Below are 15040 nucleotides of genomic sequence, written 5' to 3'. Positions count from 1 at the left end.
GCCCCCGGACGCGCCGAGAGGCCGCGACGGTGGCGGTCCCCCGCCCGCCCGTCGCGGCCCCTCGGCGCGTCCGTCCCCGCTAGGCCGCGCCCGCGCCCGTCAGGGCCCGCACCTCCAGCTCGGCGAAGCCGTCCTCGTCCGCCTTCTCCCGGCTCAGGACGGTGCCCAGCCAGCCGGCCAGGAAGCCGAGCGGGATGGAGACCAGGCCCGGGTTCTCCAGCGGGAACCAGTGGAAGTCGACGCCGGGCAGCACCGAGGTCTTCGCGCCGGAGACGACCGGCGAGAACAGCACCAGCAGCACCGCCGGGACGAGGCCGCCGTACACCGACCAGACCGCGCCGCGGGTGGTGAACCGCTTCCAGAACAGCGAGTACAGCAGCGTCGGCAGGTTCGCCGAGGCGGCCACCGCGAAGGCCAGGCCGACCAGGAACGCGACGTTCAGCTTCTGCGCGAACAGGCTGAGCACGACCGCGAGTCCGCCGATCACGACGGCGGAGATCCGGGCCGCGATGACCTCCTCGCGCTCGGAGACCTGCCGTTCCCCGGTGCGCCGCCAGGCCCGCGCGTAGAGGTCGTGGGCGAAGGCCGCGGAGGAGGCCAGGGTCAGCCCGGCGACCACGGCGAGGATGGTGGCGAAGGCGATCGCCGAGATCACCGCGAACAGCAGCAGGCCCCAGGTGGAGTCCGCGCCGCCGCCGAGGTCCAGGGCGAGCAGCGGCACGGCGGTGTTCCCCGCCGGGTTGGCGGCCTTGACGGCCTTCGCGCCGACCACGGCGCCGGCCCCGAGGCCGAGCACGATCGCCATCAGGTAGAAGCAGCCGATCAGGCCGATCGCCCACATCGTGGAGCGCCGCGCGGCCCGCGCCGTGGGCACGGTGTAGAAGCGGCTGAGGATGTGCGGCAGGCCCGCGGTGCCGAGCACCAGCGCCAGGCCGAGGCTGACGAAGTCGAGCCGGCTGGTGGTGCTGGCCCCGTACTTCAGGCCGGGCTCCAGGTACTTGTCGCCGACGCCGCTGTGCTGCGCGGCGGCGTGCATCAGCGCGCCGAGGTCGCCGTGGAAGCGGGCCAGCACCAGCCCGGTGAGCAGCAACGAACCGGCCACCAGCAGGAAGGCCTTGACGATCTGGATCCAGGTGGTGGCGCGCATCCCGCCGACCGTCACGTAGACGATCATCAGGCCGCCGACGCCGACGATGGTCCAGCCCTTGGCGGTGCCGCTGTCGGTGCCGAGCAGCAGGGCGACCAGGCTGCCCGCGCCGACCATCTGCGCGATCAGGTACATCAGGGTGACGACCATGGACGCGAGACCGGCCGCGGCGCGCACCGGGCGCTGGCGCATCCGCAGCGCCAGCACGTCGGCCAGGGTGTAGCGGCCGGCGTTGCGGACGAGTTCGGAGACCAGCATCAGCACGACCAGCCAGGCGACCAGGAAGCCGATGCTGTAGAGCACGCCGTCGTAGCCGTAGAGCGCGATCAGGCCGGTGACGCCGAGGAAGGAGGCGGCCGACAGGTAGTCGCCGGAGAGGGCGAAGCCGTTCTGCAGCGGCGAGAAGTCGCGGCCGCCCGCGTAGAAGTCCTCCGCGGCGTGGCCGCGGCGGCCGACCCAGACGGTGATGGTCAGGGTGACGGCGACGACGACGGCGAACAGCGCGATCGCGAGGCCGTGGCTGGGGTGTGGAGTCATCGCAGTTGGTCCTGGGTGTCCCAGCGCAGCTCGAGGGCGGCTCGATCGCGCTTGGTGCGGGCGTTGCGGGCGTAGAGCCAGGTGAGCAGGAAGGTGGAGGCGAACTGGCCGAGGCCGAGCAGCCAGGCCAGGTTGAGCGGCCCGGCGACCTGCTGGCGCATCAGCTCCGGCGCGAACGCCTGGGCCGCGACGAACAGCAGGTACCAGGTCAGGAACCCGGCGCTGGCCGGGAACACGAACGAGCGGTAGCCGCTCCGGATCTCCTGGAAGGCGTCGCTCTCCTGGACGCTCCGGTAGACCTCCCGCCCGGCCCGTTCCTCCGGCGGCGCGGGCTCCGCGGTCCGCCGCTGCGCCACCACCCGGGGACGGGAGGCGGCCGCGGCCCACCAGTCGACTCTCTCCTGCTGTGCCACAGCCGACACCTCATCATTTCGGTCACTACGACCGAACCATGATGGAGCGTCACAAACCACTCACGAAACCGGTGCAGATACGTTCACCCGAACCAGCTACCAGGACGTGGGCCTACGAACCTTCGGAAATTCCATGCCTGAAGGCGTACGCCACGGCCTGCGCACGGTCCCGTACCGCCGTCTTGGCGAAAAGGTTGTTGATATGCGTTTTCACCGTTGCGGGGCTGACGAACAACCTTCCCGCGATCTCCGCGTTGGACAGTCCGGCAGCAATCAGCGCCAGCACCTCGGCCTCCCGCTGGGTCAACCCGTCCGGCAGCGGGGGGCGTTGGACCGGTGCGGGCGCCGGCGCGGGTGCGGGCGCGGGCTCCGGCGCGGCCTGCCCCGGCTCCGACAGCCGCTCCAGCAGCCGCAGTTGGACCTGCGGGGAGAGCCCCGCCGCGCCCGAGCGGACGTCGGCGACGGCGCGGGCGATCTCCTCCGCGCCCGCGTCCTTGGTGAGGAAGCCGCGCGCCCCGGCCTGCAGCGCGGAGAACAGCGAGTCGTCGTCGGCGTACGTGGTGAGCACCACCACCTCGGTGCCGGGGTGCCCGGCGCGGATCCGACGGGTGGCCTCCACGCCGTCGCAGCGCGGCATCCGCAGGTCCATCAGCACCACGTCGGGGGCGTGCTCGGCGACCAGCCGCAGCGCCTCCTCGCCGTCCGGCGCGGAGCCGACCACGGTGATGCCCGGCAGCAGGCCGAGCAGCATCACGATGCCCTCGCGCACCACGGTCTGGTCGTCGGCGACCACCACCCGGATCGGTCCGTCCGTCACGCCGGCACCCGCAGCAGCACGCGCCACCCTCCCTCGTCGGGGCCCGCCAGCAGTTCGCCGCCGAGCAGTTCCGCGCGTTCGCGCATCCCGAGCAGACCGTACCCGCTCCCGCTGTCGCCGAGCACGGGGTGTCCGCCGCGCGGGGCCGCGGAGTTGTCCACCCGCAGCTCCACCTCCCCCTCCAGGTAGGCGAGCCGGACGCCGACCCGGCCGCCGGGCGCGTGCTTGCGGGCGTTGGTCAGCGCCTCCTGGGCGACCCGGCGCACCGCCAGCCCCGCCTCGGCGGGCAGCGGGCGGGGCACCCCCTCGACCGCCAGCACGGCCCCCGACTGCGCCGCCAGCTCGGCCACGAACTCGGCGACGGGGGCGAACTCGCCGCGCAGCGCGGACAGCGCCTGCCGGGTCTCGGCCAGGCCGTCCTGGGCCATCCGCCGGGCGGCGACCACCCGTTCGCGGATCTCGGCCCGCTCGGCCCCGGCGTCCAGCATCAGCCGGGCCGCCTCCAGGTGCACCAGCTGCGCGGAGAGGCTGTGCGCGAGCACGTCGTGGATCTCCCGGGCGATCCTGGCCCGTTCGGCGAGCGCCGCGCTCTCGGCCTGCGCGGCCTGCGCGGCCCGCTCCTGGGCGAGCAGGGCGCGCTGCGCGGAGCGGGCCTGGCCGTCCAGCCGGAGCAGGTAGCCGAGCAGGCCCATGCCGCCCGCGACGGCCAGCAGCGCGAGCAGCGAGTCGCCCGAGCCGAGGCTGTAACTGACCAGCGCCGCCCCGGCGGTGAGCAGTCCGGCGGCCAGCGGCAGCCGGATCACGGCGAGCACCGCGAGGCCGCACCAGACCACCGAGGCCAGGGTGTCGGCCCCGCCCTCGTGGGCCAGTCCGGCGGTGGCCAGCAGTCCGGCGGCGCAGCCCAGCGCGGGCCACAGCCGCCGGGCCCGGCAGGCGAGGTGCCAGCCGGTGAACAGGGCGACCGCGGCGGCGATCCAGCCGATCGGGGACAGCGCGTGCCAGCCGGGGTACCGGTGCTCGGCGAAGGTGCCGAACACCACGGCGGCCAGCCCCGCGGTCCGGCCGAAGAGGGACAGCACGGTCCGGGCCCGCGAACTGCGCTCCCGGACCGGGACGTCCCCGGCGGGCCACCGGGTCCAGCGTTCCAGTGTGCTCACCGGATGATCCTCCCTCAACGGCGGTGCCGCCGGGCCCGGTGGGGCACGGCGGCGCTCGCACGACGGTCCGTCGGGCGCGACGGTCCGTCGGGCGCGACGGTCCGTCAGGCGGCCAGGGCGTGCTGCTCGCCGTCCAGCTGCCGGGCCCGCCACTGGACGGCCGCCGAGCGGACCAGCAGCAGCAGGCCGAGCGAGAGCAGCAGCACGCTGCCGGACTGGTGGACGTGCAGCGCGGCGCCCGCCCCGTACCAGCAGGCCCGGACCAGGAGCGCGCCGACCCAGGCGAACGCGGTGGCGCTGGTGCCCCTGCTCCACAGCGAGCCGTCGGCCTCGCGCCAGATCCGCACCGTCCAGCCCCAGACGCAGCCCATCCCGGCGGTGGTCAGCAGCGAGCCGACCACCAGCACCGCGGCGGCCGTCCGGTGCTCCGGGTCGATCAGCACCGGGTCGCGCAGCGCGACGACGGCGAGCACCAGCGGCAGCAGCCAGAACCGGCGCTCGGTGTCCAGCCGGTGGGCCCGCAGCTGCCGGCCCACCACCAGGACGATCACGGCGACGGCGATCAGGACATCGGACAGGGCGGTCATCTCAGTGCCTCCAGGCGGGGTGTTCTCGACTCCCTGAACGCTACGGAGCGCGGGCCCCCCGGTCCTCGGAGCGCGGGTTGATCCCGCCCGCGGAGCACGCGAAGGGCTCTCCACCCCAGGGTGGAGAGCCCTTCCGCGCCGGCTCGCTCAGGCGTCGATCCGGGAGCGGTCCAGGGTGGCCGCCGAGTCGACGATGAACTCCCGCCGCGGGGCAACGTCGTTGCCCATCAGCAGGTCGAAGGTCTTCTCCGCGGACTCCAGGTCGCCCAGGTTGATCCGGCGCAGGATCCGGAACCGCGGGTCCATGGTGGTCTCGGCCAGCTGGTCGGCGTCCATCTCGCCGAGGCCCTTGTAGCGCTGGATCGGGTCCTTCCAGCGCAGCCCCTTGCCCTGGAACTGCAGCAGGGTGCGCCGCAGTTCGGCGTCGGAGTAGGTGTAGTGGTACTTCTCCTGGCCGCGCTTGGGGTTGGTCAGCTCGATCCGGTGCAGCGGCGGGACCGCGGCGAACACCCGGCCCTGCTCGACCATCGGCCGCATGTAGCGGTGGAACAGCGTCAGCAGCAGGGTGCGGATGTGCGAGCCGTCGACGTCGGCGTCGGCCATGAAGATGACCTTGCCGTAGCGGGCCTGGTCGATGTCGAACGTCCGCCCCGAGCCCGCTCCTATCACCTGGATGATCGAGGCGCACTCGGCGTTCTTGAGCATGTCGCTCACGGACGCCTTCTGGACGTTCAGGATCTTGCCGCGGATCGGCAGCAGCGCCTGGAACTCGGAGTTGCGGGCCAGCTTCGCGGTGCCGAGCGCGGAGTCGCCCTCGACGATGAACAGTTCGCTGCGGTCCACGTCGTCGCTGCGGCAGTCGGCCAGCTTGGCGGGCAGCGAGGAGGTCTCCAGCGCGGTCTTGCGGCGCTGCGCCTCCTTGTGCTGCCGGGCCGCGACCCTGGTCCGGGCGGCCGCGACGACCTTCTCCAGCACCGCCCTGGCCTGGAGCTTCTCGTCCTTCTTGGCGGAGGTGAGGAAGGCCTTCAGCTCCTTGGCGACCACGGCGGCGACGATCCGGTTGGCCGCCGAGGTGCCGAGCACCTCCTTGGTCTGCCCCTCGAACTGCGGCTCGGCGAGCCGGACGGTGATGACCGCGGTCAGGCCCTCCTGCGCGTCGTCCTTGGTGACGTCGTCCTCGGCGACCCGCAGCAGCTTGGCGGCCCGCAGCGCCTCGTTGACGGTCTTGGCGAGCTGCCGCTCGAAGCCGGTGACGTGGGTGCCGCCCTTGGGGGTGGAGATGATGTTGACGAAGGAGCGCTGGGTGGTGTCGTAGCCGGCGCCCCAGCGCAGCGCGATGTCCACCCCGAGTTCGCGGGTGACCTCGGTGGGGGTCATGTGCCCGAGCTCGTCGAGCACCGGGACGGTCTCCTTGAAGGTGCCCTCGCCGCGCAGCCGCAGCACGTCGGAGATCGGGCGGTCGGGGGCCAGGAACTCGCAGAACTCGCTGATCCCGCCGTCGTAGCGGAAGGTCTCCTCGGCGACCTGCTCGCTCTCGGTGAGCCGCTCGTCGCGCACCACGATGGTCAGCCCGGGCACCAGGAAGGCGGTCTGCCGGGCCCGGTTGTGCAGCGACTCCAGCGAGAGCTTCGCGTCCTTGAGGAAGATCTGCCGGTCCGCCCAGTAGCGGATCCGGGTGCCGGTGCGGGTCTTGGCGAACCTGCCCCGCTTGGTCATGCCGCTGCCGGGCTCGAACTTCGCGTCCGGCCCCTCCCCCTCGTACGCGCCGGGGGTGCCGCGCCGGAAGCTGATCGCGTGGGTGGTGCCGGAGCGGTCCACCTCCACGTCCAGCCGGGCGGACAGCGCGTTGACCACCGAGGCGCCGACGCCGTGCAGGCCGCCGGAGGCCGCGTACGAGCCGCCGCCGAACTTGCCGCCCGCGTGCAGCTTGGTCATCACGACCTCGACGCCGGACAGCCCGGTCTTGGGCTCCACGTCCACCGGGATGCCGCGGCCGTTGTCGCGGACCTCGACCGAGCCGTCCTGGTGCAGCAGCACGTCGATCCGGTCGCAGAACCCGCCCAGGGCCTCGTCCACCGAGTTGTCGATGATCTCCCACAGGCAGTGCATCAGACCGCGGCTGTCGGTCGACCCGATGTACATGCCCGGCCGCTTGCGGACCGCCTCGAGCCCTTCCAGGACGAGCAGATGCCGCGCGGTGTAGTCGGACCCGCCCTCACCGGTCACCAGAGAGGACGGGCCGGTCTTTTCTCCACTCACGCTCTGCACTCCTCCATGACGTTGACGGACACCCCCGCATGCTCTCAGCAACTGAGATCCGGGCCGCTGGGGTCCGCGCGCCTTGTACGCGCTGCGCGAACACGGTTCCCGCCCCGGAGGCGGTTCCCAGCCTGCCATCTCCTGCCGACACCACGGCTCCTGGCGGATCGGGGCGGCCGGTGAGGGCTGCGGAGCTGCTGCGATGCGTTTCAACGGGTTCCGGGACGGGGCTTATGCTCCAACCCAGCAGAGGATTATGCTACGCGGACCTCGCACCCCGGCCCGATCGGGCGTTCGAGGCGATTGGCCGGCCGCGGGAATCGATACGCATGAACCATCGTTGCCCGGGGCACGTCCTCATCAAGACGACGGCAGAATCCTCCAAGAGAAAAGCCACGAGCGGGAACGAATTCGACCTGGTTGGATGTTGATCCTGGTACACAGCTCGTCGAGCTAGAGAAGAGGCGACGTGACTACTGTTCTGACCCCTGCGAGCCCGCTCACCGCGGCAGACCGCTGCGACCGTTGCGGCGCTCAGGCCTACCTGCGCGTCGTCCTCTCCAGCGGCGGAGAGCTGCTGTTCTGCGCCCACCACGGGCGCAAGTTCGAGCCCGAGCTCAAGAAGATCGCCGTGGAGATACACGACGAGAGCGACCGCCTCTCCGGCACCCCGACGGTCGCCGAGGAGGGGGAGCGCTGACGCTCCCGCTGCTCTCCCGAGCTGCCTAGCGGCCGGGTGGCCCACCCCCTCCTGGGGCGGGCCACCCGGCCGTGGCGTTCCCACCGCAGCCCGGCTCACAGCACGCCGTGCACGGCCTCCGAGACGGCCGCGATCCGGGTGTACACCCCGGGGTGGTCGGCCTCCGCGCAGCCCGCGCCCCAGGACACCAGCCCGGCCAGCCGCCCCGCCACCAGCAGCGGCCCGCCGCTGTCGCCCTGGCAGGCGTCCCGGCCGCCCTGCTGCTCGCCCGCGCACACCATGCTGCGGGCGTCGTACGCGCTGTCCGCACCGCCCGGGTAGGCGTGCCCGCACGCCTCGTCCGAGATGATCGGCACCGTGACCTGGCGCAGCGTGTTCGAGTAGCTCCCGTTGCCCCGGGTGTCGCCCCAGCCGAACACCGTGGCCGGGGTGCCCGCCGCGTACGGCTCGGTCTCGCCCGGGTTCACCATCTCCAGCACCGGCCGTCCGTCCTGCGGCTCGGCCAGCGTGATCACCGCCACGTCCCGGGTGTTCGCGGTGAAGCTGTAGCCCGGGTCGATCCACACCCCGCGCACCGCCACCTCCCGTCCCGCGGTGCCCCGCAGGTCGTCCCGCCCCACGATCACCCGCAGCCCGGGCCGCTCGGTCGGACGGGCCGTGGACTCGTCGTAGAAGCAGTGCGCGGCCGTGACCACCTTGGTCGGGCTGACCAGCGCCCCGCCGCAGAACTGCCCGGAGCGGGCCGACCCGAACTGCTGCCGGCTGGCCAGCGCCACCATCCACGGGTGGTCGCCGGTGCTGGCGCCGGTGCCGCCGATGATCCGCCGCTGCGCGACGGCCGGCCCGGCCGCACCCAGCGCGAGCAGCGGGGCGGGCAGGGCGGCCAGGGCGACGAGCGCGACCGCCCGGCGGCGGAGCCGAGGCGCGAACGTGTCCAGGATGGGCACCGGTTCTCCAGGGGGGTTCGGCGGGGATTCGGGGTGCAGCGGTTCGGCCCCGCGGTTCGGCCCCGGTTCGGGTCCCGCGGTCCGGTGCGCAGCACGGCAACCGGCCCAGCGTAGTCAGTCGGTCACCCCCCGTGCCCCCGCTGTGCCCGTCCGCCACCCCATCGGGGTACCCCCGGACGCGCGAACGGGCCCCTCCGCCGGTGGCGGAGGGGCCCGTCCAGGTGACGCCCGGGCCTGGCCCGGGTGCCGGATCAGTCCAGGTAGTCGCGCAGCACCTGGGAGCGCGAGGGGTGGCGCAGCTTCGACATGGTCTTCGACTCGATCTGGCGGATGCGCTCGCGCGTCACGCCGTAGACCTTGCCGATCTCGTCCAGCGTCTTCGGCTGGCCGTCGGTCAGGCCGAAGCGCATCGAGACCACGCCCGCCTCGCGCTCGGACAGGGTGTCCAGCACGGAGTGCAACTGCTCCTGGAGGAGGGTGAAGGAGACCGCGTCGGCCGGGACGACCGCCTCGGAGTCCTCGATCAGGTCGCCGAACTCGCTGTCGCCGTCCTCGCCGAGCGGGGTGTGCAGCGAGATCGGCTCGCGGCCGTACTTCTGGACCTCGATGACCTTCTCGGGGGTCATGTCGAGTTCCTTGGCCAGCTCCTCCGGGGTGGGCTCGCGGCCCAGGTCCTGGAGCATCTGGCGCTGCACGCGGGCGAGCTTGTTGATGACCTCGACCATGTGCACCGGGATGCGGATGGTGCGGGCCTGGTCGGCCATGGCACGGGTGATCGCCTGCCGGATCCACCAGGTCGCGTAGGTGGAGAACTTGTAGCCCTTGGTGTAGTCGAACTTCTCGACCGCACGGATCAGACCGAGGTTGCCCTCCTGGATCAGGTCCAGGAAGAGCATGCCGCGGCCGGTGTAGCGCTTGGCCAGCGAGACCACCAGGCGGAGGTTGGCCTCCAGCAGGTGGTTCTTGGCGCGGCGGCCGTCCTCGGCGATGATCTCCAGCTCGCGCTTGAGCTTCGGGGCGAGCTTGTCGGCCTGGCTCAGCTTGTCCTCGGCGAACAGGCCGGCCTCGATGCGCTTGGCGAGCTCGACCTCCTGCTCGGCGTTGAGCAGCGGGACCTTGCCGATCTGCTTCAGGTAGTCCTTGACCGGGTCGGCGGTGGCACCGGCCACGGCGACCTGCTGGGCCGGGGCGTCGTCCTCGTCGTCGTCCGAGAGCACGAAGCCCTGGTCGGTCTCCTCCTCGGCCTCGCCCTCCTTGCCGTCACCGGGCAGGGCCACGTCCTCGAGGAGCTCCTCCTCGCCGATCATGTCCTCGTCGCCGGCCTTGCCCCCGGGCTTGGCGGCCGCGGCAGTCTTCTTGGCGGCGGTCTTCTTGGCCGGGGCGGCCTTCTTGGCCACCGCCTTCTTCGCGGGGGCGGCGGCCTTCTTGACGGCGGCCTTCGCCTCGGCGACGTCGATGGACTCCACGACGGTGACCTCGGTGCTGGTCACCGCGGCGGCCACCGACACCGACGGGGCGATGTTCGCCGCGGGGGCGATCCGCACCGGGGGCTTGGTCTGGGCGACCGGCGTGCGGGTGGTGACCGCCTTGGTCGCGGTGCGCTTGGTGGTGCTCTTGGCCGCGACGCTCTTGCGCTTGGCGCCGGCCGGCTCGGCCGCGCTGACCATCAGCTCCACCCCCTCCTCAATCAGCACCTGGTTGAGGCTGCGCATGACGTTCTTCCACTTGGTAACCGGGATCTGGTCCGCCTCGAACGCGTGGCGCACGTCGTCACCGGCGATCTGCCCCTGGGCCTTGCCCCGCTCGATGAGCGCCAGCAGTGCCGCGGACTCGGCGATCTCGGGGGGAAGCGAACGGGATGTGCTGGCCGACACGAACAACCTCTCGGACGATGAGTGGACACGAACCCGCACCGACCGGCCCGACTGCTCGGGCGGGTGGACGGTGACCGGGATCTGCAGGACGGCAGCAGCGCCGCGGACCAACACAGCCAGCTGGCTTGTGGTGATATTCCGGAGCTGCTTCCGCTCCGTACACATCGCTGCCGCCCCTCAAGTGTTACGCATGCCCGTCGTGGCGCCCGTCACACCACCCGACCGCCGGTGCGGGCTGCCCCCGAGCGGCCTATCCGCGGGCCCGGCGGGGGTGCCGACGGACGCCGACGGGTGGCGGCGAGGGCGGCCGGTCCGGGCCCGGCGGGGGGCGGCGGTCCGGGCCCGGCGGGGGGCGGCGGTCCGGGCCCGGCGGGGGGCGGCGGTCCGGGCCCGGCAGAGCTGGCAGGGCTGTCGGGGCCGGGTGTGCCGATGGCCCCTCGGCTGCGCGGGTGGGGCAGCGGAAGGGCCATCCGGTCGGAGCGGCGGTCGGGTCGGGACGGGCCGCTCAGTGCTCGCGCGGCGCGGGGACGGCGTGCTCGATGTCCGGGTGGACGGTGAGCAGCGCGCGGACGGCGGCCTCGGCGGCGGTGCCGTCGCCCGTCCCGAGCGCGTCCACCAGCCGGGCGTGCAGGCTGACCGCCGACTCGGAGGGGCGCTCGCAGGTGGTGCCGGAACCGCCGGAGACCTGGAGCGCATTGGCCACGATCCCGGACAGGTGCTCCAGCATCCGGTTCCCGGCCATCTGCAGCACCAGGCCGTGCAGCTCGGCGTCGGCCCGGGAGTAGCTGACCAGGTCGCCCTGGTTGCCGGCCTGGCCCATGATCTCGGTCAGCTCGACCAGCCGGTGCTGGACGTCCTCCCGGCCGTGCCCGGCGGCCAGCCGCGCGGCCAGCGGCTCGATCGCCCAGCGCAGCTCGAACAGCTCGCGGCGCTGCTCGTCGCGCTGCGGGCCGAAGGCGCGCCACTCGATGATGTCCGGGTCCAGCAGGTTCCAGTCGCTGACCGGGCGGACCCGGGTGCCGACGTTCGGCCGGGCCGAGACCAGGCCCTTGGCCTCCAGCACCCGGAGCGACTCCCGCACCACGGTGCGGGAGACCTCGAAGCGCTGGCCGATCTCCTCCGGCACCAGCGGGCGGTCGGCGCCCAGGTCTCCGGAGACGATCATCTGGCCGAGCTGCTGGACCAGCTGGCCGTGCAGGCCGCGGCCGCGGCTGCTGGTGGTCTTGCGACCGACCCGGGCGAGGTCGTTCTCCGCCCCCTCCCAGCGGGGGGCGGGCGGGGTCGGGCGGTCGGCGTACGGGAAGCGGTCCAACTCGGAGGCGGAGATCGACTCGGCCTGGCGAGCGGCGGTCACGGTGGGGTGCGCAAGGGTACTCACGCCCTCCTTTGTCGGCGATCGGCGGGGCCGCCTTGAGCATTCTCCTGAAAAGCACACGAAAGGGTGATCGGCCGTGTCTGGATAATTGACTTCTTATCAGTCGTAAATGCGCATACCGGCCATCCCGGGCCGTTTTCCCCGCCGTTCCTCCCGCCCCTGCTGTCACACCGTCAGGGCCCTTCCCGGCAGCACCTCCCGCGGCTTTCCCCGGCCGGGCGCTCGGAGACCCGAAGCCCCGGAGCCTCAGAGGCTCCTGCGACGCAGTTGGGCCAGGACCGCCGCCAGCACCAGCAGGGCGGCCGGGGCCAGCAGTGCGGCGACCACCACGCCGTCCAGCGCGCCCGCGGTCCGGTCGGCGGCGTCGCGGACCAGGTCCAGGCCGTACTGGAAGGGCATCAACTCCCTTACCCATACCGGCCAGTTGCGGCCCGTACGGTGCAGCAGCAGACCGGCGGTGGGCTCCAGCAGGGCGGGCAGCGCGCCGGTCAGCAGGATGCCGACGACGGCGCTGCGCACCAGCGAGGTGATCAGCAGACCGGCCCAACCGCCCGCCGCCGCCAGCACCACGAACACCGCCAGCGGACGGCCCGGACCACCCGCCGCGAACGGGGCCGCGGGCAGGCCGGACGGGTCGAGCACCGTCGACGCGTCCACCCCGGCGGGCAGGGCCAGCCAGGCCGCGAGGGCGTCGACGCCGAGGGTGAGCACCGCCAGCAGGACGGCCGCCGCGCCCACCACCGAGGACTTCGCCAGCAGCGCGCCAAGCCGACGCCCCAGGGTCACCCGTGAGGCGGGCAGACCGGGCCAGCGGGCCTCGTTGCCGTAGGCCAGCGCGCCGAGCACGGCCGCCGCGAGCACGGTCGGCGGCAGCGGCAGGACGGGCACCACCGCGGCGACCGACCGCACCGCGTCCGGCACCGCCAACTCCCCGGCCGGCAACCGGGCCGCCGTGAACGCCGCCACCGCCGCGTTCACCAGGAGCGCGCCCGCCGCCACCAGCCACGTGGAGCGCACCCCGCACAACCGACGCACCTCACTCGCCACCACCCGCACGGTCACTCACTCCCGTTCTCGTCGCCGACGGCGCTCCGCCGCGCCGTCCCCCGCGGATCCACCGCGCCCGCACCGCCGGGCCGCTCCGCCCCCGGCTGCCCCGGCGGTCCCGGCTCCCCCGGTTCCTCCGACTCCCTTGGCCGCCCCGCGGGTTCGGCGGGCCCGGCCTGCTCGACCCGCTCGGTGCGACCGGCCGGGCGCAGTCCGGTGGACCCGACCGACCAGGGGCGTCCCGGGAGCGGGCGCACGGGGGCGGGGTGGTGGCCGACTCCCCTGATCCGGGCGGGAGTCAGCAGTTCGGCGTCGGTCGGGTTGGCGGCCAGGTGCTCGGCGTCGACCGCCCCGAGCCCGGGCACCGCCCCGCCGCCGTCCGGCCGCGCGGACCGTTCGCCGCCCCGCGCCCCGGGCCTCACCTCCGAAACCCCCGCACCGGACTCCGCCCCGGCCCCCGTCACGGTCTCCTCCTCCGCGGCCCGAGCCGTCGTCCGACCGAGCGCGGAGGACCCGCGGGGCGTCCGCCTGGTCAGGTCGACGGTGGGCACCGGGGCGACCGGGGACATCTGGACGGGAGGCACCTGGACGGGAGGCGTCGGCGCGGGCACGGACGCGGTCTGCGCCTGCTGGGCCTGGGCCTGTGTCTGGGCCTGGGCCTGGGCTGGCGGGTTCGGCGCGAGCGCGGCGGCGGCCCAGCGGCCGGCCTGCAGGCCTCGGTGGTCGAGCGGACGCTCCGGCTCCGGCCCGGCCGGGCGGCCGACGGTCACGGGCCGCTGCTCCCCGGGGGCGGCGGCCCTGCCGTCCGGCGCCTCCTGCCCCGCCGCCGGTGCCCGGTGGGCCGCGGCCTGGTCCTGGGTCTGGCCCTGGCCCTGTTCCTGGTCCTGGTCCTGGCGCTGGCCCTGGCCCTGGCCCTGGCGCACCGTCCGGATCGTCACCTGGCCCGAGCGGCCCGAACCGCTGGGCAGGGCGGACGGGTAGGAGACGGGGCGCTCCACCACCCGGTCGGACAGTTCGTGCAGCAGGATGCCGTTGCGGTAGGCGAGTTCGCCGATCTCGGTGCGGCCGACGCCGCTCACCGCGAGGCCCGCGCCGCCGTCCCGCCGGACCTGGCCGCCCTGGGCGACCAGCAGGTCTGCGAGGCGTGCCATCTGCGGGCCGCGGACCAGGACTTCGGGGTGCAGCCTGGTGCGGCGGAACTCCACCACCGGCTGGTCGGCGGCCAACCGGCCCGCGTCCAGGGTGACCACCCGGTCGGCGAGCGCGGCCGCCTCCTCGGGGGCGCGGGTGGTGGCCAGCACGGTGCCGCCCGAGAGGGCGAAGGAGCGCAGGAAGGCCCCGAACCACTCCTCGTTGCCCGGGGACAGGCCCTCCGTGGGGGCGTCCAGCAGCAAGGTCGAGGGGTTCCCGAGCAGTGCGGCGGCCAGCGCGAGGCGGCGGTGCATGCCGGGTGAGAAGGTGCCGATGCGGTGGTCGGCGACGCCCGCGAGCCGGGTCTGCTCCAGCAGGTCGTCGGCCCGGCGCACCGGGACGCCGACCGCACCGGCCAGCATCCGCAGGTGCACCCGGGCCCGCTGGCCCGGGTGCCCGGCCTCCGGGCGGCCGGTGGCCAGCAGGACGCCGATCTCCCGCTCCGGGCGCCGGATCCGCCGGTACGTCCGGCCGTCGAACAGGGTGAGGCCGTGGCCCCGTTCCAGCTCCACCATCAGCCGGAGCGCGGTCGACTTGCCCGCCCCCTCGTCCCCGAGCAGCACGGTGACCATCCCCGGACGGGCGTCGAAGGTCAGGTCCAGCAACGCGGGGGGACGCCCCCGCCGGTACGCCTTGGTCAGTCCGGTGATCTGGATCATCGCTGCCCGCTCCCTCGCCCGCCCTCGCCCGCCGACAGGCCGGGGGTGTCCACCTGGCCTGAGCCTGCACAGTAGGGCGCGGAAGCGGTGAAACCAGGCATTACGGATGGGTCGTGGACGTTGTTGGCACCGACCTCACCCGTACAGGCGACAGCCCCGCCGCCGCGCTGACGGGCTCCTCACGAACCGTCACCACCCGTCGGCAGCAACGGCATCGGCCGCGTCGCCGGAGCCCCGGTCCGCGATCCGTGTCCCACATCCCACGCCCCACGGCCGCCGCCCGGAGGGGGCGGGCGCGGGGGCGGACCCGGGCCAGGACTCGGGCCAGGA

The 15040-nt window shown here is 73.8% G+C and carries 12 protein-coding genes; 1 reads left to right on the top strand and 11 read right to left on the bottom strand.

The annotated features are described in order from the left end of the window. Positions 1-79 precede the first annotated feature (79 nt). The 6 genes from OO57_RS19940 to OO57_RS19915 form a co-directional block, all read right to left on the bottom strand. Positions 80-1684: a cation acetate symporter gene (locus tag OO57_RS19940; protein WP_033253906.1), complete on the bottom strand. Its 1605-nt coding sequence runs from the start codon at positions 1682-1684 to the stop codon at positions 80-82. Then, complete coding sequence (locus tag OO57_RS19935; RefSeq protein WP_033253905.1) at positions 1681-2097, bottom strand: DUF485 domain-containing protein; 417 nt, start codon at positions 2095-2097, stop codon at positions 1681-1683. Before OO57_RS19935 ends, OO57_RS19940 begins: the two co-directional genes overlap by 4 nt. 112 nt (positions 2098-2209) lie before the next feature. After that, positions 2210-2848: a response regulator gene (locus OO57_RS19930; RefSeq protein ID WP_418909900.1), complete on the bottom strand. Its 639-nt coding sequence runs from the start codon at positions 2846-2848 to the stop codon at positions 2210-2212. A 62-nt stretch (positions 2849-2910) separates the two neighbouring features. Continuing rightward, on the bottom strand, positions 2911-4071 hold the full coding sequence (locus tag OO57_RS19925; RefSeq protein WP_106974047.1) for a sensor histidine kinase: 1161 nt from the start codon (positions 4069-4071) through the stop codon (positions 2911-2913). A gap of 104 nt (positions 4072-4175) precedes the next feature. Further along, positions 4176-4658, bottom strand: coding sequence for a CcdC protein domain-containing protein (locus OO57_RS19920; protein ID WP_033253903.1), 483 nt, complete (start codon positions 4656-4658; stop codon positions 4176-4178). A gap of 147 nt (positions 4659-4805) precedes the next feature. Beyond that, positions 4806-6917: a DNA gyrase/topoisomerase IV subunit B gene (locus tag OO57_RS19915; RefSeq protein ID WP_033253902.1), complete on the bottom strand. Its 2112-nt coding sequence runs from the start codon at positions 6915-6917 to the stop codon at positions 4806-4808. A gap of 469 nt (positions 6918-7386) precedes the next feature. Here OO57_RS19915 and OO57_RS19910 point away from each other — a divergent pair, with 469 nt between their 5' ends. Next, positions 7387-7617 carry a DUF7455 domain-containing protein gene (locus OO57_RS19910; RefSeq protein WP_033253901.1) on the top strand — a complete coding sequence of 77 codons (231 nt, stop codon included), beginning with the start codon at positions 7387-7389 and terminating at the stop codon, positions 7615-7617. Positions 7618-7712: 95 nt separating this feature from the next. Here the strand turns inward: OO57_RS19910 and OO57_RS19905 are convergent, their stop codons facing one another. The 5 genes from OO57_RS19905 to OO57_RS39605 form a co-directional block, all read right to left on the bottom strand. Beyond that, positions 7713-8564 (bottom strand): S1 family peptidase, encoded by an 852-nt coding sequence (locus OO57_RS19905; protein WP_081973815.1) that lies wholly within the window; start codon positions 8562-8564, stop codon positions 7713-7715. Between the two features lie 251 nt (positions 8565-8815). Continuing rightward, positions 8816-10438, bottom strand: a complete 1623-nt coding sequence (locus OO57_RS19900) for an RNA polymerase sigma factor (RefSeq protein ID WP_033253900.1) — start codon at positions 10436-10438, stop codon at positions 8816-8818. Between the two features lie 505 nt (positions 10439-10943). Then, entirely contained in the window at positions 10944-11816 is an 873-nt protein-coding gene (locus OO57_RS19895) for a FadR/GntR family transcriptional regulator (RefSeq protein ID WP_033253899.1), read from the bottom strand. A gap of 243 nt (positions 11817-12059) precedes the next feature. Next, positions 12060-12830, bottom strand: coding sequence for a hypothetical protein (locus OO57_RS19890; RefSeq protein ID WP_033253898.1), 771 nt, complete (start codon positions 12828-12830; stop codon positions 12060-12062). 41 nt (positions 12831-12871) lie between these two features. Beyond that, entirely contained in the window at positions 12872-14710 is a 1839-nt protein-coding gene (locus tag OO57_RS39605) for an ATP-binding cassette domain-containing protein (protein WP_051777987.1), read from the bottom strand. Between the last annotated feature and the right edge of the window lie 330 nt (positions 14711-15040).

Source organism: Kitasatospora phosalacinea (assembly GCF_000717185.1).
In the GTDB taxonomy this organism is placed as follows: domain Bacteria; phylum Actinomycetota; class Actinomycetes; order Streptomycetales; family Streptomycetaceae; genus Kitasatospora; species Kitasatospora phosalacinea_A.
The sequence above is the reverse complement of the archived record's forward strand: the minus strand, read 5'-3'. Positions and strand labels throughout refer to the sequence as shown.